The sequence below is a fragment of the Frateuria sp. genome, from assembly GCF_013362045.1.
Lineage (GTDB): Bacteria > Pseudomonadota > Gammaproteobacteria > Xanthomonadales > Rhodanobacteraceae > Frateuria_A.
The window spans coordinates 1-21,988 of record NZ_JABFWW010000197.1 but is presented as its reverse complement, the minus strand read 5'-3'; the positions used below and the strand labels follow the sequence as shown (position 1 = coordinate 21,988).

21 protein-coding genes, 4 tRNA genes and 1 other RNA gene are annotated in these 21,988 nt (G+C 68.7%); 7 read left to right on the top strand and 19 right to left on the bottom strand.

Annotation, left to right across the window (positions count from 1 at the left end; translation table 11 throughout):
* Window positions 1-76: 76 nt before the first annotated feature.
* Both grpE and hrcA read right to left on the bottom strand, forming a co-directional pair.
* Entirely contained in the window at window positions 77-598 is a 522-nt protein-coding gene (gene grpE, locus HOQ08_RS09205) for a nucleotide exchange factor GrpE (RefSeq protein WP_291193539.1), read from the bottom strand.
* 82 nt (window positions 599-680) lie between these two features.
* Window positions 681-1,739 carry a heat-inducible transcriptional repressor HrcA gene (hrcA, locus tag HOQ08_RS09200; protein WP_291193537.1) on the bottom strand — a complete coding sequence of 353 codons (1,059 nt, stop codon included), beginning with the start codon at window positions 1,737-1,739 and terminating at the stop codon, window positions 681-683.
* Between the two features lie 138 nt (window positions 1,740-1,877).
* On the opposite strand from hrcA, the gene recN reads away from it, so the two are divergent.
* Window positions 1,878-3,551, top strand: coding sequence for a DNA repair protein RecN (gene recN, locus HOQ08_RS09195; RefSeq protein WP_291193535.1), 1,674 nt, complete (start codon window positions 1,878-1,880; stop codon window positions 3,549-3,551).
* An 81-nt stretch (window positions 3,552-3,632) separates the two neighbouring features.
* Here recN and HOQ08_RS09190 read toward each other — a convergent pair whose 3' ends face one another.
* Window positions 3,633-4,271 carry a response regulator transcription factor gene (locus tag HOQ08_RS09190; RefSeq protein WP_291193533.1) on the bottom strand — a complete coding sequence of 213 codons (639 nt, stop codon included), beginning with the start codon at window positions 4,269-4,271 and terminating at the stop codon, window positions 3,633-3,635.
* A gap of 176 nt (window positions 4,272-4,447) precedes the next feature.
* On the opposite strand from HOQ08_RS09190, the gene HOQ08_RS09185 reads away from it, so the two are divergent.
* Window positions 4,448-6,043, top strand: a complete 1,596-nt coding sequence (locus tag HOQ08_RS09185) for an MASE1 domain-containing protein (RefSeq protein ID WP_291193531.1) — start codon at window positions 4,448-4,450, stop codon at window positions 6,041-6,043.
* A 325-nt stretch (window positions 6,044-6,368) separates the two neighbouring features.
* Here HOQ08_RS09185 and fur read toward each other — a convergent pair whose 3' ends face one another.
* Complete coding sequence (gene fur, locus HOQ08_RS09180) at window positions 6,369-6,785, bottom strand: ferric iron uptake transcriptional regulator (protein WP_291193529.1); 417 nt, start codon at window positions 6,783-6,785, stop codon at window positions 6,369-6,371.
* Window positions 6,786-6,860: 75 nt separating this feature from the next.
* Between fur and bamE the strand changes: the two genes are divergently transcribed.
* Complete coding sequence (gene bamE, locus HOQ08_RS09175; RefSeq protein WP_291193527.1) at window positions 6,861-7,313, top strand: outer membrane protein assembly factor BamE; 453 nt, start codon at window positions 6,861-6,863, stop codon at window positions 7,311-7,313.
* A gap of 8 nt (window positions 7,314-7,321) precedes the next feature.
* On the opposite strand, the gene HOQ08_RS09170 is transcribed toward bamE, so the two are convergent.
* A complete protein-coding gene (locus HOQ08_RS09170; protein ID WP_291193525.1) occupies window positions 7,322-7,594 on the bottom strand; it encodes an RnfH family protein in 273 nt (90 codons plus the stop codon).
* Window positions 7,587-8,015, bottom strand: coding sequence for a type II toxin-antitoxin system RatA family toxin (locus tag HOQ08_RS09165; RefSeq protein WP_291193523.1), 429 nt, complete (start codon window positions 8,013-8,015; stop codon window positions 7,587-7,589). The genes HOQ08_RS09170 and HOQ08_RS09165 overlap by 8 nt, the downstream gene beginning before the upstream one ends.
* Before the next feature lie 70 nt (window positions 8,016-8,085).
* Between HOQ08_RS09165 and smpB the strand changes: the two genes are divergently transcribed.
* Window positions 8,086-8,577: an SsrA-binding protein SmpB gene (gene smpB / locus HOQ08_RS09160; RefSeq protein ID WP_091336452.1), complete on the top strand. Its 492-nt coding sequence runs from the start codon at window positions 8,086-8,088 to the stop codon at window positions 8,575-8,577.
* A gap of 77 nt (window positions 8,578-8,654) precedes the next feature.
* Window positions 8,655-9,006, top strand: a transfer-messenger RNA (tmRNA) gene (gene ssrA, locus HOQ08_RS09155).
* Window positions 9,007-9,076: 70 nt separating this feature from the next.
* On the opposite strand, the gene HOQ08_RS09150 is transcribed toward ssrA, so the two are convergent.
* From HOQ08_RS09150 to serC, 11 genes are all read right to left on the bottom strand, one after another.
* Window positions 9,077-9,571, bottom strand: coding sequence for a response regulator (locus HOQ08_RS09150; protein WP_291193518.1), 495 nt, complete (start codon window positions 9,569-9,571; stop codon window positions 9,077-9,079).
* A gap of 42 nt (window positions 9,572-9,613) precedes the next feature.
* Window positions 9,614-9,700: transfer RNA gene (locus HOQ08_RS09145), tRNA-Leu, on the bottom strand.
* A 135-nt stretch (window positions 9,701-9,835) separates the two neighbouring features.
* Window positions 9,836-9,909 (bottom strand) — tRNA-Cys (locus HOQ08_RS09140).
* 69 nt (window positions 9,910-9,978) lie between these two features.
* Window positions 9,979-10,054, bottom strand: a tRNA-Gly gene (locus HOQ08_RS09135).
* A gap of 125 nt (window positions 10,055-10,179) precedes the next feature.
* A tRNA-Gly gene (locus HOQ08_RS09130) sits at window positions 10,180-10,255 on the bottom strand.
* 37 nt (window positions 10,256-10,292) lie between these two features.
* Window positions 10,293-10,907 (bottom strand): CDP-diacylglycerol--glycerol-3-phosphate 3-phosphatidyltransferase, encoded by a 615-nt coding sequence (gene pgsA / locus HOQ08_RS09125; RefSeq protein WP_291193516.1) that lies wholly within the window; start codon window positions 10,905-10,907, stop codon window positions 10,293-10,295.
* A 49-nt stretch (window positions 10,908-10,956) separates the two neighbouring features.
* On the bottom strand, window positions 10,957-12,783 hold the full coding sequence (uvrC, locus tag HOQ08_RS09120) for an excinuclease ABC subunit UvrC (protein ID WP_291193514.1): 1,827 nt from the start codon (window positions 12,781-12,783) through the stop codon (window positions 10,957-10,959).
* 107 nt (window positions 12,784-12,890) lie between these two features.
* On the bottom strand, window positions 12,891-13,664 hold the full coding sequence (gene kdsB / locus HOQ08_RS09115; RefSeq protein WP_291193512.1) for a 3-deoxy-manno-octulosonate cytidylyltransferase: 774 nt from the start codon (window positions 13,662-13,664) through the stop codon (window positions 12,891-12,893).
* 105 nt (window positions 13,665-13,769) lie between these two features.
* Window positions 13,770-15,095: a 3-phosphoshikimate 1-carboxyvinyltransferase gene (gene aroA, locus HOQ08_RS09110; protein WP_291193510.1), complete on the bottom strand. Its 1,326-nt coding sequence runs from the start codon at window positions 15,093-15,095 to the stop codon at window positions 13,770-13,772.
* Window positions 15,092-16,180: a prephenate dehydratase gene (pheA, locus tag HOQ08_RS09105; protein WP_291193508.1), complete on the bottom strand. Its 1,089-nt coding sequence runs from the start codon at window positions 16,178-16,180 to the stop codon at window positions 15,092-15,094. The genes aroA and pheA overlap by 4 nt, the downstream gene beginning before the upstream one ends.
* A gap of 43 nt (window positions 16,181-16,223) precedes the next feature.
* Window positions 16,224-17,309: a 3-phosphoserine/phosphohydroxythreonine transaminase gene (serC, locus tag HOQ08_RS09100; RefSeq protein ID WP_291193506.1), complete on the bottom strand. Its 1,086-nt coding sequence runs from the start codon at window positions 17,307-17,309 to the stop codon at window positions 16,224-16,226.
* Window positions 17,310-17,502: 193 nt separating this feature from the next.
* On the opposite strand from serC, the gene HOQ08_RS09095 reads away from it, so the two are divergent.
* Window positions 17,503-18,639, top strand: coding sequence for a GNAT family N-acetyltransferase (locus HOQ08_RS09095; protein ID WP_291193504.1), 1,137 nt, complete (start codon window positions 17,503-17,505; stop codon window positions 18,637-18,639).
* Entirely contained in the window at window positions 18,636-19,358 is a 723-nt protein-coding gene (gene aat, locus HOQ08_RS09090; protein ID WP_291193502.1) for a leucyl/phenylalanyl-tRNA--protein transferase, read from the top strand. The genes HOQ08_RS09095 and aat overlap by 4 nt, the downstream gene beginning before the upstream one ends.
* A gap of 10 nt (window positions 19,359-19,368) precedes the next feature.
* Here the strand turns inward: aat and HOQ08_RS09085 are convergent, their stop codons facing one another.
* Both HOQ08_RS09085 and ispG read right to left on the bottom strand, forming a co-directional pair.
* Window positions 19,369-20,205, bottom strand: a complete 837-nt coding sequence (locus tag HOQ08_RS09085; RefSeq protein ID WP_291193500.1) for an HD-GYP domain-containing protein — start codon at window positions 20,203-20,205, stop codon at window positions 19,369-19,371.
* 141 nt (window positions 20,206-20,346) lie between these two features.
* On the bottom strand, window positions 20,347-21,606 hold the full coding sequence (ispG, locus tag HOQ08_RS09080; protein WP_291193498.1) for a flavodoxin-dependent (E)-4-hydroxy-3-methylbut-2-enyl-diphosphate synthase: 1,260 nt from the start codon (window positions 21,604-21,606) through the stop codon (window positions 20,347-20,349).
* Between the last annotated feature and the right edge of the window lie 382 nt (window positions 21,607-21,988).

Below are 21,988 nucleotides of genomic sequence, written 5' to 3'. Positions count from 1 at the left end.
GATGGAGGCCTGCGGGCGGCGATTCAATGCCGGCGCGGCTTCCGATGCGATGTGTTCAGTGCAACGGGAGCTTTCGTCAGTCCCTGGCGACGGCGACCAGGGCCGGCCGCAGCAGCCGGTCGTTCAGCACATAGCCCTTCTGCAGCACGTTGACCACGGTGCCCGGCGCCTTGCCAGGCGCCTCGACCATGCTCACGGCGTGGTGGCGCTCGGGATCGAGCGGCTGGTCCAGCGGATCGACCGGCGTCAGGCCGTGGGTCTCGGCCACCTTCAGCAACGCCTTCAGGGTCAAGGCCAGGCCTTCGCGCACCGCGGCGGCGTCGCCACCCTCGATGGCCAGGCCGCGCTCCAGGCTGTCGTAGACCGGCAGCAATTCGTTGAGCAGCTTCTCATTGGCGAAGCGGCGCGCCTGCTCCAGGTCGCGATGCAGGCGGCGGCGCTGGTTTTCCAGCTCGGCGTGCTCGCGCAACACGGTCTCGCGCAACTCGGCGTTGCTGGCCTCCAGCTCGGCGATCCGGGCCTGCAGGGCGTCGAGGCCGGGTGCGTCCGATGGACCTGATTCGTGCACCTGCTCTGGCGTCTGCTCGTTGTTCTGCATGCGTTACTCCCAAACGAAAGTACGGGCCGACACCTCCGTGCCGACCGTTAAGAACCTGCGGGAAACCCGCCCTCCGGGGCGGTTATAGGGACGTCGCGGCCCGATTCAAGGCGTCGCTGAGCAATCCGGCGGTGGCCTGCACCACCGGGATCACCCGCTCGTAGGCCATCCGGGTCGGCCCGATCACGCCGATCGCACCCAGCACCCGCCCCTGCGCGCCATAGCTGGCAGTCACCACGCTGCATCCATCGAGCGCGGCAAAACCCGATTCCTCGCCGATGAACAGCCGCACGCCGGGCGCCCGGGCGCACACCTCCATCAGCTGCAGCAGCTCGTTCTTCTTCTGGAAGGCCTCGAACAGCTCGCGCAGGCGGTCCAGGTCGGCCAGTTCCGCGTAGCCCATCAGGTTGGTCTGCCCGCTGACCAGCACGTCCTCGCCACCCTGCGGCGCGAAGGAGGCCGCAGCCAGTTCGGTGGCGCTCGCCACCAAGCGGTTCAGCTCGCTGCCAGCCTCGCGCAGCTCGCGCAGCAGATGCGCGCGGATGTCGTCCACGCGCAACCCGGCGAAATGGGTGTTGAGGTAGTTGGCCGCCTGCTCCAGCTCGCGGCCGTCCAGCGGCCGGGCCAGCTGCACGATGCGGTTCTGCACCTGGTTGTCGGAGAACACCAGGATCACCAGCACGCGCGCGTCGGGCAACGGCACGAAATCGATGTGGCGCAACGGAAAGTCGCCCTGGCGCGGCACCGTCACCACGCCGGCGAAGTGGGTCATCGCCGAGAGCAGGGTGGAGACGTTGCCGAGCAGGTCGCGGGTGGTGGTGGGCCCGGGCGGCAGCTCGCGCTTGAGCCGCGCCATCTCTTCGCGGGGCAACGGCTGCAGCTCGATCAGGCTGTCGACGAACAGGCGCAGCCCGCGTGGCGTGGGCACGCGGCCTGCCGAGGTGTGCGGCGAAGCGACCAGGCCGGCCTCCTCCAGGTCGGCCATGATATTGCGGATGGTGGCCGGGCTCACGTCCAGGCCGGAGGAGCGCGACAGCGTGCGCGATCCCACCGGCTCGCCATCGGCCAGATACTGCGCGATCAGCGTGCGCAGCAGGCGCCGGGCACGGGCGTCGAGGTCGTGGCCATGGGAAAGAGGCATGCGCGTTGCAGATGGTGAGACAGCACACAAATAAGGTGCGCCGCGGAAGAATGCAAGAAAAGCCCGCGGCGCTGCGGCCCGCTACTCGCCCCTGGCCCCTGCCCTTACAATCGCGCGACCTTTCCTCGCCCCTCGTCCATGCTCACTTCCCTCTACGTCCGCCATTTCGCCGTCGTCGAAGAAGCCGAGGTCGCCTTCGGGCCGGGCCTGACCGTGGTCAGCGGCGAGACCGGCGCCGGCAAGTCGCTGCTGGTCGACGCCCTGATGCTGCTGGCCGGCGCCCGCGCCGACAGCGGGATGGTGCGCGAGGGCTGCGACCGTGCCGAGCTGGCAGCCGAATTCGACTTGTCCGCCCTGCCCGACGCCGGCGCGTGGCTCGAGCGCGAGGAGCTGGACGACGAAGGCGCCTGCCAGTTGCGCCGTGTCATCCGCGCCGAGGGCAGCTCGCGCGCCTGGATCAACGGCCGCCCTGCCAACGCCAGCCAGCTCGGCGAACTGGCCACTTTGCTGGTGGAAATCCACGGCCAGCACGAGCACCAGGCGCTGCTCTCGCGCAGCCACCAGCTCGCCCTGCTCGACGCCTACGCCGGCCACGAGGCGCTGGCCGGCCAGATGCGCGAGCTCGCCACGCAGTGGCGCGAGCTGGGCTCGCGCATCCGCAGGCTGAGCGGCGGCGAGAATCGCGAGGAACGGCTCGAACTGCTGCGCCACGAGACCGCCGAACTGGAGAAATGGTCACTGCCGCCCGTCGAGCTGGCGGAACTGGAAGCCAGCCACAAGCGCCTGTCCAACGCCGGCCGGCTGGCCGAGGGCGCCGCCGGCGTGGTCGAACTGCTCGATGGCGACAGCGAGTTCGCGCTGCGTCGCGCACTCGGCCGCGCCCATGCGGAGCTGGGCAAGCTCGCCGCGATCGACCCACGCCTCGGGCCGGCGCTGGAGCTGCTGGACAACGCCTCGATCCAGCTCGGCGAGGCAGCCGACGGGCTGGGCCGCTACGCACAGGACGTGGATCTTGACCCGGAGCGTTTCACCGAAGTCGACACGCATCTGGCGCGCCTGCACGACCTGGCCCGGCGCCATCGGCTCCCGGCCGCCGAACTGCACGAGCGGCTGGCCGTGCTGCAGGCCGAGCTGGCCGAACTGGAAGGCGCCGGTGGCGCGCTCGAAAAGTTGGCCGGCGAGCGCGTGCGGCTGGAACGCGAGTACGACAGCGCAGCCGGCGCGCTCAGCCAGTCCCGCCGCGACGCCGCCGCCCGCCTGGGCGGTGAAGTCAGCGCGCTGATGGCCGAGCTGGGCATGGCCGGCGGGCGGCTGGTGGTCGAACTCGAACCGGCCGAGGGCAGCGAACCGGACGCGCAGGGCCGCGAGCGCTGCGAATTGCTGGTCAGCGCCAACCCCGGCCAGCCGCCGCGGGCGCTGCGCAAGGTCGCCTCGGGCGGCGAACTGGCACGCATCAGCCTGGCCATCGAGGTGGCCACGCTGGGCAAGGACAGCATCGGCACCATGGTGTTCGACGAGGTCGACACCGGCATCGGTGGCGCGGTCGCCGAAGTGGTCGGGCAGAAGCTGCGGGCGCTGGGCGCCGAACGCCAGGTACTGTGCGTCACGCACTTGCCGCAGGTCGCCGCACAAGGCCACGCCCACCTGCGCGTGAGCAAGCACAGCGATGGCGACACCACCCGCACGCAGATCGACAAGCTGGATGCCGCCGGCCGCCGCGACGAACTGGCACGCATGCTCGGCGGCGTGGAAATCTCCCGCGAAACCCGCGCCCACGCCAAGCAGATGCTGGAGCGCGCGCAAAGCGCCTGATGCAAGGCTGGATGGAGTGGCTCGGCCCACCTTGGTGGATCAGCGCCGGTGGGCGGAAGCCCACCCTGCGCTCCGCGTCGGTCAGTTCTTGCGCTCGGACAACAACCCGCGCTCGCTCGCCATCCGGTACAGGTCCAGTTCCGACCCCGCACCCAGCTTGCCCATCAGGCTGGCGCGATGGATGTAGATCGTCTTCTGGCCGACGCCCAGCGCCGCGGCCACCTGCTTGGGCGCCTTGCCGGCAGCCAGCAGCAGGAACACCTCACGCTCGCGCGCCGTGAGCCGGTTGACCGGATCGAGCGCCTCGCTGGGCCGCTCGGCGCGACGCTGGCGCAGGTCGGAACTGAGGAACGTCTCGCCTTGCATCACCTGGCGCAGGCCCGCCACCAGTTCCTCCGGCGCGGCACCCTTGGTGACGTAGCCGCTGGCGCCTCGGCGCAGCGCTTCGGACACGTACGGTTCACCGTCATGCATGCTGAGCACGACGATGTGCGTGTCCGGCACCAGGCTGTGCAGATGCTCGATCAAGGGCAGGCCGCTGCCATCGGGCAGGGATAGATCCAGCGCGACCAGGTCAGGACGGCGATGGTTGATCGCTTCGACGGCGTCATCCGCGCAGCGGCATTCCGCAATGACCTCGAGGTCCGGCTCCATTTCGATCAGCCGCTTGAACCCCTCGCGGACAATGGCGTGGTCGTCAACCAAAACGATGCTGTACATGCTGCCCCACTGACTTCCAGGTTTCGGGCAAAGCAGCGGCCGCCCGAAGGCACGCCCGCTTCAGGCGCCCCCCGGCGCCGTTGCCCAGCCCGAGGAGTTTATAAGAAGTGGGGCCGCGGCCGCCCGCGGGGCTGCCCGCGCGCTGGGCAGGCGATAGGGGCATGTACCATCCGCGCATGCGATCGAAGCCTTTCTCCCTGCCCGACTCGGGCCCGCTGCTGGGCGTGGTCTACGTATCGCTCTGGCTGGCCCTGCTGCCTACCCAGCAACCCTACTGGATGCTGCCTTTCGGCCTGCGCTTCGCCGCCCTGTTGATCGTACCGGTGCGCCAGTGGCTCTGGCTGCTGGGGCTGGAACTGGCAGTCACCCTCATTCTCGACCTGCGTTCCGGCCCGCCGGCAGTGTGGGAGACCTTCACCGTCGGCGACCTGCCCGAGCCGCTGGTGATGATGATAAGCCTGTGGCTGCTGCGCCGGGTCAACCTGCATGCCAGCCTGCGCGATCCGGAAGAAGCCACGCGCCTGCTGCTCTCGGCGGTGCTGGTGGTCGGTGCGGTGGCGGCCGCGGATGCGGTGATCCTGGCGCTGTTGCATGAGAACACCGACCCCGCGGCGATGGTGCGTGCGCTCGGGCGGGAGTTGCTGGGCAATTACCTGGGCGTCCTGCTGGTCGCGCCGCTGGCGATCATGCTGCTGCGCGCACACCCCAACCGGAAGATGGTGGCAAGCCTGCTGATGGACGGGCTGCTGGTGATGCTGCCGGCCATGGCCCTGCTGCTGATGCTTTCCGAGCATGCCGCGCCGCAGCCGGAGTTCGCCCGTGTGCTCTCGCTGGCACCGGTGCTGTTCTTTGCTTTCCGGCACGGCTGGCGCGGTGCCACGCTGGCCATGCTGGTCTCCTGCCTGGGAATGGCTGCGGTGGACCACCAGCCCGGCCACCCGCAGAACGCGGCGGGCTACCTGTTCCTGGCGGTGGCAGGCACCGGCGCACTGATGCTCGGCGCCGCGACCGATGCCCTGCGCCGCAGCAGCGAGAGGGTGGCCGAGCAGAACGTATACCTCGGCGCAGTCAACCGCCGCCTCGACCAGCTCGCCCGCCAGCTGCGCGATGCCGCGCGCGGCAACCTGCAGGCCGAAGAGAGCCAGCGGCGGCACATGGCAGCCGAACTGCACGACGAGCTTGGCCAGAACATCACCGCCATCCAGACCCACATGAAGCTAGCCCAGGTGCGCCTGCGCCAGGCCGGACTGGAAGACATCAGCGTCTCGATCAACACCATCCTGGGCTACATGCGACGTGCGCTGCACCGGCTGCTGGACGACCTGCGGCCCGCCGTGCTCGACGAATTCGGCCTGCTGCGGGCATTGGATGAAGGCCCTATCCGCGACCTGCTGACCACGGCGGGCATCGCCTTCCATACCGACATGCGCGGCGATCCCCGCCTGCTCGACGAGGACACCCGAACCGCGGTGTACCGGCTGGTGCAGGAAAGCGCCACCAATGCCGTCAAGCACGCGCAGGCCAGCGAATTCCGGTTGCGCCTGCGCATCGGCGAACGTCACGGCGGCGTGCTGGCCCTGCTCGACATCCGCGATGACGGGGTCGGCCTGCCCACGCGCCTGCCCCGCGGCGGGCGCGGCCTGCAAGGCATGCGCGACCGCGTCACCTCGCTGGGCGGCCTGTTCCGGCTGCGGCCGAACCATCAGGGCGTGCATCTGCGGATTTTGTTGCGGGGCAACATGCCAGGGCGCGATCCAGGGCGCCTCGCCTAGGAATTTTTCCAATACCGCGGTCGTGAACACATCGTTAGCATCCGTCCATCGATGTGGGGGAGCCGCCATCGCAAGATGGCGTGCCGTGGTCACCGTGGGGACGGTGGCCACGAAGAACGGCAGGATGCCGTTCCGCCGATACCAGCGGCGCATCCAGGCAAGCGAGCAATTCGCACAGGCCGGGGCGTCAGGTGGTACCGGATCAGCCGTGGGTGGACAGGAGTCCTCCCGCGGCTTTTTTTTGCCTGCCTTCGACCTCCGCCTGCCATGGCCGGACTGGAGTTAGGGAGGGAAGCTCCCGCTCTTCAGCTGTTCAGGCTGCGGCTCAGCGCCCTTTCCCCTTCGAACGCACGTACAGCACCAGGCTGTGGTCCTCCAGCACGTAGCCATGCCTGGCGGCGATCTCCTGCTGCAGCCGCTCGATTTCCTCACTGACGAACTCGATGACGTTGCCGGTGTCTACGTCGATCATGTGGTCGTGGTGCTTGCCGCGGTCGAGTTCGTAGACGGCGTGGCCGCCTTCGAAGTTGTGCTTGACCAGGATGCCCGCGGCCTCGAACTGCGTCAGTACGCGGTAGACGGTGGCCAGTCCGATGTCTTCCTGGTCCGCGAGCAGCTTCTTGTAGACGTCCTCGGCGGTGAGGTGCTGCACGCCCTCCTCCTCGAAGATCTGCAGGATCCGCATGCGCGGATGGGTGACCTTCAGGCCGACCCGGCGCAGCTCTCTGGTTTCCTGTTCCATAGCAAGTTCCAAGCACGGCGCACCAAGGCCGTTAGTGTATCATCCGACACCTTTACGATCTGGACGCAAACACGCATGCACAAGCTGATTCGCACGCTCGGTTCGGCCATGCTGGCGCTTTCGCTGGCGGGCTGCGGACTGGTCTATGTTCCCGACGTGCAGCAAGGCAACGTCCTCGACAAGAAGCTCGTCGATCAGCTCCAGCCCGGCATGACCAAGCACCAGGTGCTGGTGCTGATGGGTTCCCCTTCGGTGCACACGCCATTCAACGACAACCGCTGGGATTACGTGTCCACCCAGCAGCACCGCGGCGGCGCGATCAAGATCCGCACGTTCACGCTCACCTTCAACAACGACACCCTGGTGCGCACCGAGGGCGACTTCTTCGCGCAGGATGCGGAGCAGATGCTCAAGGACAGCAAGAAGTACCACGCGACCTACCCGGTCGATGAGACCCAGGGCGACAAGAGCAAGAACGGCGGCGAAGATAGCGGCTCCAGCAACCCGGGCGGCAGCGGCACGCCCTGATCGCTGCGCTAGTGGCCGCGGGCGCGGCGGCGCCGCGCATCCTTGGGATCGAGCGTGAGCGGCCGGTAGATTTCCACCCGGTCGCCATCGTGCAGGATATGGTCCGGTGCTACGCGCCGACCGAAGATGCCCAGCCGCTGGGGATCAACTTGCACCCCGTCGTCTCCGAAACCTGCGGCAGCAACCGCCTGGGCCACCGTGGCGCCCGCCATCAGCACCACGCGCCGCAGCAGCACGCGCTCCGGCAGCGCAAGCACGACCTCCACCGCGATCTCAGCCATAGGTGCGCTGCGCCTCGCGGCTGAAATCCTCGACCATACGCGTGGCCAGCCCCTGGAAGCCCAGCTTGATGGCGCCGGCGCCCAGGCCCACATAATCGAAATCCAGCGCGAAGGCGATCTTGCAGCCGCGCTCGCCCAGCGCGACGAATTCCCACAGTCCATCCAGACGGCGGAATGGCCCCTCCACCAGTTGCATGCGAAGGCGATGCGGAGGCTGGGTGGTATTGCGGGTGGTAAAGCTCTGCCGCAGGCCGGCGAACTTCAGGTCCAGCCGCGCCACCAGCATGTCGCCTTCGCGCTCGAGCACGTGTGCGCCGGCACACCAGGAGAAGCGCTTTGGGTATGCTTCGACATCGTTGACCAGATCGAACATTTGCGCCGGCGTGTAGTTGACCAGGGCGCTTCGTCGGATTTCGATCACGGTGACCTCTTTCATCATTCCGGATGCGCCGGCTTCACCGCGCATCCGCAAAGGCGCAAGTCTAGCGGACATGGCAAAAGCGAAGGACAAGGACAAGCACGCCGGCGGCACCATCGCGCTCAACAAGCGCGCCCGCCACGAGTACCACATCGACCAGCGCTACGAAGCCGGCATCGCCTTGCAGGGCTGGGAGCTGAAGGCCTTGCGCGCCGGACGGATCAACTTCGGCGACGGCTACGCGGTGGTGCTCAAGGGCGAGATCTTCCTGGTCGGCACCTCGATCCCGCCGCTGATCAGCGCCTCCACCCACGTGATCGCCGAGGACCGGCGCACGCGCAAGCTGCTGCTGCACAAGCAGGAGATCGACCAGCTGATCGGCGCGGTCGAGCGCAAGGGCTACACGCTGGTGCCGATCGCCATGTACTGGAAAGGCAACAAGGTCAAGGTGGAGATCGGCCTGGCGCGCGGCAAGCAGGCGCACGACAAGCGCGACGCCGAGAAGGAGCGCGACTGGCAGCGCGAGAAGCAGCGCACCATGCGCGCGCACAACCGCGAGGCCTGAACGGCTTCCGGCGCGCGCATTGAAGCGCATCGCGCCGGCCCCATATAATTGTTCGACTGACCAGCTCAGATTTCCCCGGGGGTGTCCTGGCTTCGACGGGGGTAGTGAGATGGCTTGGTGCATGCCGAGGGGGCAGCTTTCCTCGTAAATCCAGCCGCAAACTCATAGTTGCCAACGACGACAACTACGCTCTGGCCGCTTAAGGCCTAGCCCCGAACCCACTTGTGCCTGTGCTCGTGGATGTAGGGTCATCATCACGGGATCGCCCGAAGCCGCCGCCTGTCGGCCAGGGTCAAATCAAGCAGGCTGGTCCTTCGATGCGCTTCGCACGCCGTGCTGTCGCGGGACGAGATCCAACGGTGAGCTAAGCATGTAGTACCGGGCGTCAAGCGCCTTCGGACGCGGGTTCGACTCCCGCCACCTCCACCAATTCACGGAAGCCCGCCGGCACCACGCGCAAGCGTGGTGCTTTTTTTGGTGATGCGCGTACGTGGCGATGCTAGGGCCTGGGGGATCCCGGGCACCTGCATCCACTTTGCTCCTGTCGGCCGGTCAGCGTGCGGTGAACGCTCCTGGCGAGGCTCGCAGCGTCGTACGGTTTGCACAGGAACACCGCGTCCCTGCATGCCTCCTTGCCTTCCAGCTCCGTATCGCCCGTGGCAAAGATCAAACCGATGCCGGGCCGCAGCTGGCGGACCCGCCGCGCAAGCTCGATGCCCGACATGCCGGGCAGCCCCACGTCGGTCACCAGCACGTCCACATGGCGCCCCTGGAGCGCTGCCAGGGCATCGGGACCGTATTCGACTTCGAGCACCTCATGGCCCAGCTCCCGGAGCATCTCGGCTGCATCCATGCGGATGAGAGCATCGTCCTCCACCAGCAGGACGACCAGATGCCCTGGCCGGGGCTCCGGTGGTTCGGCAGCCCGTTCGACCTCCCCGGCCAAACCGGTGGCGCCACCGGGGTGTAGGTTCGGCATTGGCTGCTGGGTCATTGGCTGTAGGCCGAGTGATCGGAACCGAAGCTGCGAACGGTTTGGTGCCCGGAGCGGGAATCGAACCCGCATAGCCTTGCGGCTGAGGGATTTTAAGTCCCTTGCGTCTACCAGTTTCGCCATCCGGGCGGAGCCGTGGCATCGTAGCAGCAGGCATCTGGCCTACCTACTCTCCGCACGCCGAACGGCGGACTCGGGGCCAGACGTGAAGGCTACGACCAATAAAAAAGGCCCGCCGGTGGCGGGCCTTCGATGAGCGCGCAATGGAGGCCAGGGTCGGAATCGAACCGGCGTACGCGGCTTTGCAGGCCGCTGCATGACCACTCTGCCACCTGGCCATCGCGCACGGAGCGCGTCGCCGCGGTCCGCTCAAAAAACAAAACCCCGGTGGTCCGAGGTTTAGGAACTGGAGCGGGAAACGAGACTCGAACTCGCGACCCCGACCTTGGCAAGGTCGTGCTCTACCAACTGAGCTATTCCCGCATCAGAGTCGGAAAGCATAGCAGAACGCGGCCGGATGTGAAGGCCTTGCGCGCGTTTTCCGCGTGCCGCCGATGCCCGCTCCAAACGACGAAGCCCCGGCAGGACCGGGGCTTCGAGAGAGAAACTGGAGCGGGAAACGAGACTCGAACTCGCGACCCCGACCTTGGCAAGGTCGTGCTCTACCAACTGAGCTATTCCCGCATCGGAGCCGCGCATTTTAGCGGCGAAAACCGGCCCGTCAAGCTTCCGCGCCGGTGCCCTTGCCGGGCTGCTTGGGCGGGTCGCCGCGCAGCATGGGCCAGGCCGCACGCAGGTAATGCAGGCCCGACCAGATCGTGAGCACGCCGGCGATCACCAGCAGTGCTTCGCCGATGTGGTACAGCCGCAATGCCTCGGCGCTCTTCTCGTGCTGAACGATCAGCACCACCAGCGCGATCATCTGCATGACGGTCTTGAGCTTGCCGACGAAGGCGACCTTCACCGTGGCGCGCATGCCGATTTCGGCCATCCATTCGCGCAACGCCGAGATGCTGATCTCGCGGCCCACGATGATCGCCGCGGTCACCGCCATCAGGATGCCCGACCAGCCGCCACGGTGCGATTCGACCAGCAGGAACAGCGTGACCGCGACCATGAGTTTGTCGGCCACCGGGTCGAGGAAGGCACCGAAGGCCGACGTGAGGTTGAGCCTGCGCGCAAGGTAGCCATCCAGCCAGTCGGTGATCGCCGCCAGCAGGAACACCACCGCGGCGGTGATGTTGTGCCCGGTGAACTTCCAGTAGAACACCACCACCATCACCGGCAGCAACGCCACGCGGAACAGGGTCAGCCAGGTGGGGAGGTTGATGCGCATGGTCCTTTCCGTCGGTGGTCGAAGTCAGTGTCGCACAGGGTTTTGCAGGCTACCCGTGCAGGGCGGCATAGATGCGCTCGGCCAGGCCGCGGTCGATGCCCTTGATCGACGCCAGTTCCTCCACGCCGGCCGCCTCCACGCCGGCCAGCCCGCCGAAGGCCTTGAGCAGCGCCGCGCGGCGGCGCGCGCCGATGCCCGGCACGTCCTCCAGCACGCTGCGCTCGCGCGCCTTCTCGCGCCGCTTGCGGTGGCCGCTGATGGCGAAGCGGTGCGCCTCGTCGCGCACGGCCGCCACCAGGTGCAGCGCGGGCGAGGCAGGACCAGGATGGATCTCGCGACCGGAGCTGGCCAGCACCAGGGTTTCCTCGCCGGCGCGACGGCCCGGCCCCTTCGCCACGCCCACCACCTCGATGCCGCCGACGCCCAGCCCAGCCAGCACGTCCAGCGCCTGGGCCACCTGGCCGCCGCCGCCGTCGATCAACAGCACGTCGGGCCTGGCGCCTTCGCCCGCCGCCACCTTGCGGAAGCGCCGGGTGAGCGCCTGGTGCATGGCGGCGTAGTCGTCGCCGGGCGTGATGCCGGCGATATTGAAGCGGCGGTAGTGCGATTTCTCCGGCCCTTCCGGCCCGAACACCACGCAGGAGGCGACCGTCGCCTCCCCCATCGTGTGGCTGATGTCGAAGCACTCGATCCTTCGCGGCGGCTCGGGAAATCCAAGCAGCTTCTGCAGGTCCTCGAAGCGCGCGCCCAGGGTCTGCCGGCTGGCCAGGCGCGAGGTGAGCGAGGCCTGCGCGTTGCGCTCGGCCATCTGCAGGAAGCGCGCGCGTTCGCCGCGCACGCTGGACTTGATCTCCACCGCGTGGCCGGCCTGCTGCGCAAGCACCTCGGCGAGGATCGCCTGGTCCGGCACCGCCTCGCCCAGGATCAGCTCGCGCGGCACCGGCCGCTCGAGGTAGTACTGCGCCACGAACTGGGCGAGCACGTCGGCGGGTTCGGCATCCAGCGGCAGGCGCGGGAAGAAGTCGCGCGTGCCCAGGCTGATGCCGTTGCGGAAGAACAGCACGCTCACGCAGGCCATGCCGCCCTCGATGCGGCAGGCGATCACGTCCATGTCCGCGCTGGCACCCTGCACGTGGTGCTGCGCCTGCAGCTTGCGCAGCGCGGCGACTTGGTCGCGCAGGGCAGCTGCGCGCTCGAAGTCGAGCGCGGCGGCGGCGTGCTCCATGGCCACGGCCAGTTCGTCGATCACCGCGCTGCTGCGCCCCTCCAGGAACATCTGCGCATGGCGCACGTCGGCCGCGTAGTCCTCCACGCCGACCAGCCCCACGCAGGGGGCCGTGCAGCGGCCGATCTGGTGCTGCAGGCAGGGGCGCGAGCGGTTGCGGAAATAGCTGTCCTCGCACTGGCGCACCTTGAACAGCTTCTGCATCAGGTTGAGGCTCTCGCGCACGGCGAAGGCGCTCGGGTAAGGCCCGAAGAAGCGCCCCGGCAGATTCTTCGCGCCGCGGTGGAAGGCCAGGCGCGGATAGTCCTCGCCACCGGAGAGGTAGATGTATGGGTAGCTCTTGTCGTCACGCAGCAGGATGTTGTAGCGCGGCTTGAGCGACTTGATCAGCTGCGACTCGAGCAGCAGCGCCTCGCCTTCGGTGCGCGTGACGGTGGTCTCGCAGCGGGCGATCTGCGCGATCATCGCGCTGATGCGCGGCTCCATCCGCGGCTTGAGGAAGTAGCTGCCGACGCGCTTCCTCAGATTGCCTGCCTTGCCCACGTACAGGAGCTCGCCGTCGGCGTCGAAATAGCGGTAGACGCCGGGCGAGGTGGTCAGGGTCTGGACGAAGGCCTTGCCGTCGAAGGGCGGCGCATGGGACGACTGCATGCGGGAATTCTAGCCGTTCCGGCGAAGGCGCGATCGACTGTAGGGCGGACTTCAGCCCACCTGCCATGGCCCCGGAGGAACTGGAGGGCCGAAGCCCACCCTGCGGCTTATCGCTGGGTGGCGAGCCAGCGCTCGGCACGCTGCAGGTCGGCTTCGGTATCGATGCCGGGCGGGAACGGCTCGGGCGTCAGCCGCACGGCGATGGGAAAGCCGTGCTCGAGCACGCGCAGCTGTTCCAGCGATTCGGCCTGCTCCAGCGGCGTGCGCGACAGGTCGGTGTAGCGGCCAAGGAAACCGGCACGATAGGCGTAGATGCCGATGTGGCGCAGGAACGGCATGGCCTGCGGCAACACCTCGCGGTCGATGGCGAACGCATCGCGCGCCCACGGCAGCGGCGCGCGGCTGAAGTAGAGTGCCCTCCCGTTCACATCGCGCACCAGCTTGACCACGTTGGGATCGAACAGCTCGTGCGCGTCTTGGATGGGCGTGGCCAGCGTCGCCACCGGTGCGTCGTCCTCGGCCAGCGCGCGCGCCACCTCGCGGATGCCGGCGGCTGGTGCGAACGGCTCGTCTCCCTGCAGGTTCACCACGATGGCGTCGTGCGGCCAGCCGTAGTGCGCGGCGCACTCGGCCAGGCGATCGCTGCCGGAGGCATGGTCGCTGCGGGTCATGCAGATATCCACGCCCTGCCCGGCCAGCGCCTCGGCGACGCGCGGGTCGTCCACCGCCACCACCACCCGGCTCGCGCCGGCCTGCAGCGCGCGCTGGGCCACGCGCACGACCATCGGCACACCGCCGATGACACGCAGCGGCTTGGCCGGCAGGCGGGTCGAGCCGTAGCGGGCGGGAATGGCGACGATGAAAGGCGGAGCTGCAGACATGGCGTGTCGCGTGATTGGAAAGCGGCGAGCCTAGCATCCGGCGCGCGGTCGAACGCAATGCCTGTCCATCCGCGAGACCCGATGGGGGAGAAAGCAAAAGCCGCGCTACGCCTCCGCCAGCGCGAAGCCACAACCGTTGGCAAGTTCCACGAAACCCGGGAACGAGGTGGCCACGTTGCGGCAGTCCTCGACGCGCACGCCTTCGTCTGCGACCAGTCCGGCGACGGCGAAGCTCATCGCCACGCGGTGGTCGCCGTGACCCTGGACCGTGCCCGAACCCACCGTGCCGCCTGCGATTTCGGCGCCATCGGGCGTCTCCTGCACCGTTACGCCCAGCGCGCGCAGGCCGGCGGCCATCGTGGCGATGCGGTCGGATTCCTTCACGCGCAGTTCGGCCGCACCGCGGATCACCGTGGTGCCACGCGCTGCGGCCGCGGCGACGAACAACGCCGGGAACTCGTCGATCATGTCCGGCACCAGCGCCTCGGGCAGCTCGACGCCGTGCAGCGGTGCATGGCGCACGCGCAGGTCGGCGACCGGCTCGCCGCCGCTCGCCCGCTCGTCGAGCACCTCGATGTCGGCCCCCATCAGGCGCAGGGCCTGCAGCAGGCCGGTGCGGCGCGGATTCAGGCCAACCGCACGCAGCAGCAGGTCGGAGCCGGGCGCCAGGCTCGCTGCGACGAGGAAGAACGCCGCCGAGGAAAAATCCGCCGGCACCTGCACGTCGGTCGCGTGCAGCGTGTAGCCGCCGGCCAGGCGGGCGCGGCCGGGGGCGAAGTCGATCGGCCAGCCGAACGCGGCCAGCATGCGCTCGGTGTAATCGCGGGTCGGGTGCGGCTCGAGCACTTCGGTCTCGCCCTGCGAATAGAGCCCAGCCAGCAGCAGCGCGGACTTCACCTGCGCGCTGGCCACCGGCGATTCGTAGCGGATACCCTCCAGGCGCCGGCCGCCATGAAGATGCAGCGGCGGCAGGCCCTCGCGCGTGTCGATGCGCGCGCCCATCCGCTCCAGCGGCTCGGTGACCCGGCGCATGGGCCGGCGCGACAGCGATTCATCGCCCACAAGCGTGGAATCGAACGCCTGGCCCGCGAGCAGCCCGGTGAGCAATCGCATGCCGGTGCCGGCGTTGCCGCAATCGAGCGGCCGGCCGGCGGCACGCAAGCCATGCAGGCCAACGCCATGCACCAGGCGCTCGCCGGGCGCGGGTGTCTCGATCGACACCCCTAGTTGCGCGAACACCGCCGCGGTGGCGCGGGTGTCCTCGCCTTCGAGGAAGCCGCGGATGTGCGAGTCGCCCTCGGCCAGCGCGCCGAGCATCAGTGCTCGGTGCGAGACGGACTTGTCCCCCGGCACCGCGAGCGTGCCGCGCAGCGGCCCGGCCGGGCGGCTGATCCAGTCCAGGCGCCAGGCCGCATCGCTGGCGCCGCTCACGGCAGCGCCACCGGGTAGGAGCCGAGCACGCGCACCTGCGTGGCGACCGGGCCCATGTCCTTCAGCGCCGCCTGCAGCGGCGCGTCGTCGATGTGGCCGGAAACGTCGATGAAGAAGGCGTACTGCCATTTGCCGGTGTGCGCCGGGCGCGATTCGATGCGGTTCATGCTCACGCCGTGCCTGGCGAACGGACTCAGCACGTCGTAGAGCGCGCCGGGCTTGTCGTTGACGGTGATCAGCAGCGAGGTGCGGTCGTTGCCCGAGGGCGGGAACAGCGAGCGGCCGATCACCAGGAAGCGCGTGGTGTTGTCGGCGCGGTCCTCGATGCCCTCGGCGAGCGGCTTGAGGCCGTAGACCTTGCCGGCCGTCCTGCCCGCGATGGCTGCCGCATCGTCCGCATGCCGCGCCAGCCGCGCGGCCTCCGCGTTGCTGCTTACCGCCACGCACTCGACGTCGGGCAGGTTGACGCGCAGCCACGTCTTGCACTGCTGCAGGGACTGCGCGTGCGCGAACACGCGGCGGATCTCGCCCAGCCCGGCCGCCTTCGACAACAGGCACTGGTGCACGCGCAGCTCGATCTCACCGCAGACGCGCGCCTCGGAGGTGAGGAACATGTCCAGCGTCACCTGGATCATGCCCTGCCCCGAGTTCTCCACCGGCACCACGCCGAAGTCGGCATGGCCGGCGGCGACCTCCTGGAACACCTCCTCGATGCTGCCCAGCGGCAGGCCGTAGGCGGCGTGGCCGAAATGCTTGCGCACCGCCTGCTCGCTGAAGGTGCCCTCGGGCCCGAGGAAACCGACCTTGAGCGGGTCTTCCTGCGCCAGGCACGAGGACATGATCTCGCGGAACAGCCGCACCATCTCGGCATCCGACAGCGGCCCCTTGTTGCGGTCGACCACCATGCGCAGCACGTGCGCCTCGCGCTCGGGGCGGTAATAGTCGATCGCCGACAGGCCCTCACCCTTCACCCGCGCGACCTCCTGCGCCCAGTTGGCGCGCTCGGAGATCAACTCCTGGATCTGGCGATCGATGCTGTCGATGCGGTCGCGCACCTGGCCCAGCGAGGCCTTCGGGTCGTTCATTCGGGTGTCCAGCCGTATAGAAGTCCAAACATTAGCAGAAGGCTCAGCCGTGGCGGCGCGCAAAGTCGCGCATGAACCCCACCAGCGCCTGCACCGCCTCCAGCGGCACGGCGTTGTAGAGCGAGGCCCGCATGCCGCCCAGCGCCTTGTGTCCCTTCAGCGCGAGCAGGCCGGCCGCTTCCGATTCGACCAGGAACGCCGCGTCGAGCGCGGCATCGTGCAGGGTGAAGGGCACGTTCATGCGCGAGCGCGAGGCCGCGTCGACCGGGTTGCGGTAATAGCCATCCGAACCGTCGATGGCCGCGTAGAGCAGCGCCGCCTTGGCGCGGTTGCGCTCGCCCATTGCGGCCAGCCCGCCGTGTGCCTTGAGCCAGCCGAAGGTCAGCCCGGCCAGGTACCAGCCCCAGGTGTTGGGCGTGTTGAGCATGGAACCGGCCGCGGCGTGCTCGGCGTAGCGGAAGATCCGCGCCATGGGTCGCCCCGCCCGCTCCAGCAGGTCGCGGCGCACGATCATCAGCACCAGGCCGGACGGGCCGATGTTCTTCTGCGCGCCGGCATAGATGAGCCCGAAGCGGCGCACGTCCAGCGGCCCGGACAGGATGTTGGAGGACATGTCCGCCACCAGCGGCACGTCGCCCACCTCGGGCACGTCGTGGAACTCGACGCCGTGGATGGTCTCGTTGGGCGTGTAGTGCACGTAGGCTGCCGCGGGATCGAGCCGCCAGGCGCCGCGCCTGGGCAGGTGCAGGTAGCCGTCGGCCTTGCTGCTGGCGGCAACGTTCACGCGCAGGTAGGGCATCGCCTCGTTCGCGGCCTTCTCGCTCCAGTGGCCGCTCACCACATAGTCGGCACTGTCGCCGGGGGCAGCCAGGTTCATCGGGATCTGGGCGAAGTGCTGGGTGGCGCCGCCCTGCAGGAACAGCACGGCGTAGTCGTCCGGCACGTCGAGCAGCTCGCGCAGGTCGGCTTCCGCCCGCTCGGCCATGGCGATGAAGCGCTTGCCGCGATGCGACTGCTCCATCACCGAGGCGCCGCTGCCGTTCCAGTCCAGCAGCTCCCGCTGCGCCTGCTCGAGCACCGCCTGCGGCAATGCCGCCGGTCCCGCACTGAAATTCCAGACCCTGCCCACCGCGCGCGTCCAAAAGTTGGAGGAGCCGCATTATGGCGCGGTGCAACATGGCGGAGTCAATGCTGATGGAACCTCCGCTCCAAACGTGGAGGCCACGAGCCGGATGCCCGCCGCAGGTCCGCGCGTTTGGGTCGGATGTGCAAGTTCGCTAGTCTTGCCGTCTGCGTCTCCGGCAAAGCCCCTCTCCCAGTCGATGCTTACCGCCCGTTTCCATCCCGACATCGCCGAGCTCCCCGCGGCGACCTGGGACGCACTGCGTGGGCAACCCAACCCGTTCGTGTCGCATGCATTCCTGTACGCACTGGAGCGCACCGGCTGCATCCGCCCGGAGTGGGGCTGGCAGGCGCATCACCTGGGCTTGTACGAAGGCGACGTGCTGGTGGCCGCCGCGCCGCTGTACCTGAAAGGCAATTCGCACGGCGAGTTCGTGTTCGACTGGAGCTGGGCCGGAGCATGGGAGCGCGCCGGCGGCAACTACTATCCGAAGCTGCTCAACGCGGTGCCCTATTCGCCCGTGCCGGGGCCACGGCTGCTGGCCGGCCACGGCGAACGCGCGCCGCGCCTGCGGCAGGCGCTGGTCCACGCCATCCGCGCGGAGACCGAACGGCTGGGCCTGTCCTCGGCGCACGCCAATTTCCTCGGCGATGAGGAACTCGCCGCCTTCGACGGCGAGTGGCTCGCGCGCTCGGACGTGCAGTTCCACTGGCACAACCGCGGCTACGCCGGCTTCGGCGATTTCCTGGACACACTCAAGGCCAAGAAGCGCAAGAACATCCGCCAGGAACGCGCGCACGTGCAGGCCAGCGGATTGGCGATACGGGTGCTGCCGGGCCAGGATCTGGACGACGACCAATGGCGCCAGGTGCACGCGCTCTACAAGGCCACGTTCGACGCCAAGGGCAACCACGCGGCGCTGACGCTCGCCTTCTTCCGCGCGCTGGGCGGACTGGGCGACACCGTCCAGGTGGCGACCGCATCGAAAGGCAAGCGCATCGAAGCCATGGCGCTGTTCCTGCAAGGCGACGGCACGCTCTACGGCCGCTATTGGGGCGCCCGCGTCGAGGTGCCCGGCCTGCATTTCGAGCTGTGCTACTACCGCGGCATCGAGCATGCGATCGCCCACGGCCTGCAACGCTTCGAGCCCGGTGCGCAAGGCGAGCACAAGCTCGCGCGCGGCTTCGTGCCGGTTCGTACGCATTCGCGCCATTACCTCGCCCACCCGCAGTTCCGCGAAGCCGTGCGCAATGCGCTGGCGCTGGAAGCCGAGGGGATCGACGACTACGCCGCCGAGCTGGCCGCGCACACACCCTATGCGGAGGCCTGCCGGTGATCCGCCTGCCACTGCTCGACCCGGCCTCGCCCGAGCGCTTTCCCGATCCGCGCCATGCCCTGGCCGAGCCCAACGGCCTGCTCGCCTTCGGTGGCGACCTGTCGCCACGGCGGCTGCTGGCGGCGTACGAGCGCGGCATCTTCCCGTGGTTCAACCCGGGCGAGCCGATCCTGTGGTGGTCGCCCGACCCGCGCTGCGTCTTCGATACCTCCACGCTCAAGGCCAACCGCAGCCTGCGCCGCGCGCTGGCCGGCAAGGATTGGCGCGTCAGCGTGGATGAGGCCTTCGGGCGCGTGATGCATGCCTGCGCGGCGCCGCGGCAAGGGCAGCAAGGCACCTGGATCGGCCCGGCGATCGTCGAGGCCTATGCCTCGCTGCACGCCCAGGGCCATGCCCACAGCGTGGAGGTTTGGGAGGGGGACCTGCTGGTCGGTGGCATCTATGGCGTGGGGGTGGGACGGCTGTTCTGCGGCGAGTCGATGTTCAGCGCGCGCAGCGGAGGCTCGAAGCTCGCGCTGGTGGCGCTGGCGGCACTGCTGCGGGAATGGGGCTTTCCCCTGCTGGATGCGCAGGTCAGCAACCCGCACCTGCTCGGCCTGGGCGCCCATGAGATCCCGCGCGAGGACTTCCTCGCCCAGGCGCGCCGGCTGACCGCGCAGCCGTTCGATCCGGCCCACTGGCGCCAGGCAGGCTCGCGGGCGGCGTGCGGCTTCCTCTAGCGCGGCGCATTCAGGAGTGCGCGGGCTCCATGGGCAGCGTCGCGTCGGGGAGGCCCAGCGACTTGATTTCCGGGTAGTGCTCCAGGAACAGCTGCACCAGGTGCGGGTCGAGCTGGCTGCCGGCGGCGCCGCGCAGGTAGGCCAGCACCTCCTCCTCGGGCCAGGCCGGCTTGTACACGCGCGGGAAGCTCAGCGCGTCCCACACGTCGACGATGCTGAAGATGCGCGCGGCCAGCGGAATCTCCTCGCCGCACAGGCCACGCGGGTAGCCGGCGCCGTCCCAGCGTTCGTGGTGCGCATAGGGAATGTCGGTGGCCCTGCGCAGGAAGTCGACCTGTTCCATCAGCTCGCGGCCGATCTGCGGGTGCATGCGCATGTGCGCCATCTCCGCCTCGTCCAGCCTGCCCGGCTTGATCAGGATGCTGTCGGGCAGGGCCAGCTTGCCGATGTCGTGCAGCAGCGCGCCGAACTTGAGCGCGAGCAGCTCTTCGCCTTGCATCCCGGTCAACCTGGCCAGGCCCATGGCCATGCGCATCACCCGGTCGGAATGATCGCGGGTTTCCTTGTGGCGGATGTCCATCGCAGAGACCAGCACGCGCAACGCCTGTTCATGGCCCTGCACCAGCTGCTGGTTGATCGCGGCCAGGCGCTTGAGATCCCTGCCGATCAGCCAGAACAGCATCACGCCGGTCAGCGTGACGAAGAACCAGCCCTTGGCGCTTTGCGCCCAGGTCATGCGCAGCGGGTCGTGTATGAACAACGCCAGGGCGCGGTCGGACAGCCAGATCCACAACGCGGACAACGCGACGTAGAAAAAGGCGGTACGGAACTGAGGGCTGCTGGACACGCCAGGCTCCACTGGGCGCGATTGGAGGACCATTCTTCCGGACCGCGGCTGCGCTGTCGACACGCTGTCTTCCGCCTGCCTGCGCGGCCGCCAGACGCGTGAACCAGCGCACATCTCCGGCGCGTGCCGGAGTGCGGCGCCTCAGACGGCGCGTGCGGCGTACTTGCGAGCCACGTAGTCGTCCAGGATGCCGACGAATTCCTCGGCGATGTGCTCCCCACGCAGCGTCATCGCCTTCTCGCCGTCGATGAACACCGGCGCCGAGGGCGCCTCGCCATTGCCAGGCAACGAGATGCCGATGTTCGCGTGCTTGGATTCGCCCGGCCCGTTCACTACGCAGCCCATCACCGCCAGGGTGAGGTTTTCCACGCCGTCGTACATCACGCGCCACTCCGGCATTTTCGTGCGCACGTGCATCTGCACGGTCTTGGCCAGCTCCTGGAAGAACTCGCTGGTGGTGCGCCCGCAGCCCGGGCAGGCGGTGACCAGCGGCGTGAACGCGCGCAGGCCCATCGTCTGCAGCAGCTCCTGCGCGACGATCACCTCGCCGGTGCGCGACGCGCCCGGCTCGGGGGTGAGCGAGATGCGGATGGTGTCGCCGACGCCCTCCTGCAGCAGCACCGCCAGCGCGGCCGCCGAGGCGGTGATGCCCTTGGAGCCCATGCCGGCCTCGGTCAGGCCCAGGTGCAGCGCGTAGTCGCAGCGCGCGGCCAGGTCGCGGTAGACGGCGATCAGCTCCTGCACGCCGGAGACCTTGCAGGAAAGAATGATGCGATCACGCGCAAGGCCGAGCTGCTCGGCACGCACGGCCGAATCGAGCGCCGAACGGATCAGCGCCTCGCGCGCGACCACGCCGGCATCCCACGGCTGCGAGCGCTTTGCGTTCTCGTCCATCAACGCGGCGACCATGCTCTGGTCGAGCGAACCCCAGTTGGCGCCGATGCGCACCGGCTTGCCGTACTGGATCGCCTTCTCGATGATCGCCGCGAACTGGCTGTCCTTCTTCTTGCCGAAGCCGACGTTGCCGGGGTTGATGCGGTACTTGGCCAGCACCTGCGCGCAGGCGGGCTCGGCCTCCAGCAACTGGTGGCCGTTGTAGTGGAAGTCGCCAACGATGGGCACTTCCACGCCCATCATCGCCAGCCGCTCGGCGATGCGCGGCACCGCCGCCGCGGCGGCGGGCGTGTTCACCGTGATGCGCACGATCTCCGAGCCGGCGCGCGCCAGTTCGGCGATCTGCTTGGCGGTGCTGGCCGGATCCTCGGTGTCGGTGTTGGTCATCGACTGCACCACGATGGGCGCGCCGCCGCCCACCATCACCTTGCCCACGCGCACGCCCACGCTGGCGCGGCGTTCTGCCGGCCCGGCCGGGCGCGGCTGCAGGGAAACCGAATCACTCATAGACGATCGAACCGAAAGCTCACGCCGCACCGGTTGCGGCAATGCACCAAGAATAACCGATCATCCGCTACGGCCGCGGGCCTGCAGGCCGGAGCGGAAACGGGCGTGCCATGCTCCACACCCCGGGCCTCATCGCCGACGACGGTGCCGCAGCCAGGCCCCGGCGAACAGTCCCAGCCCGAACGCCGTGTACACGGCCGCCATCGAGGCGCGGCCGAGGTGCCGCTCGAAGCCGGGCCGAAACCGCCGCGGGTGATCGCGTAGTCGATCAGGCGGGCTGGGCCCGCCACCACCGCGCTCGACAGCATTGCGGCTCGCCTTCCTGGCGTTCTTTTACCTGATGGTGGTCAAGCCACTCTTGCAGGGCGTGGTTCGGCCCACC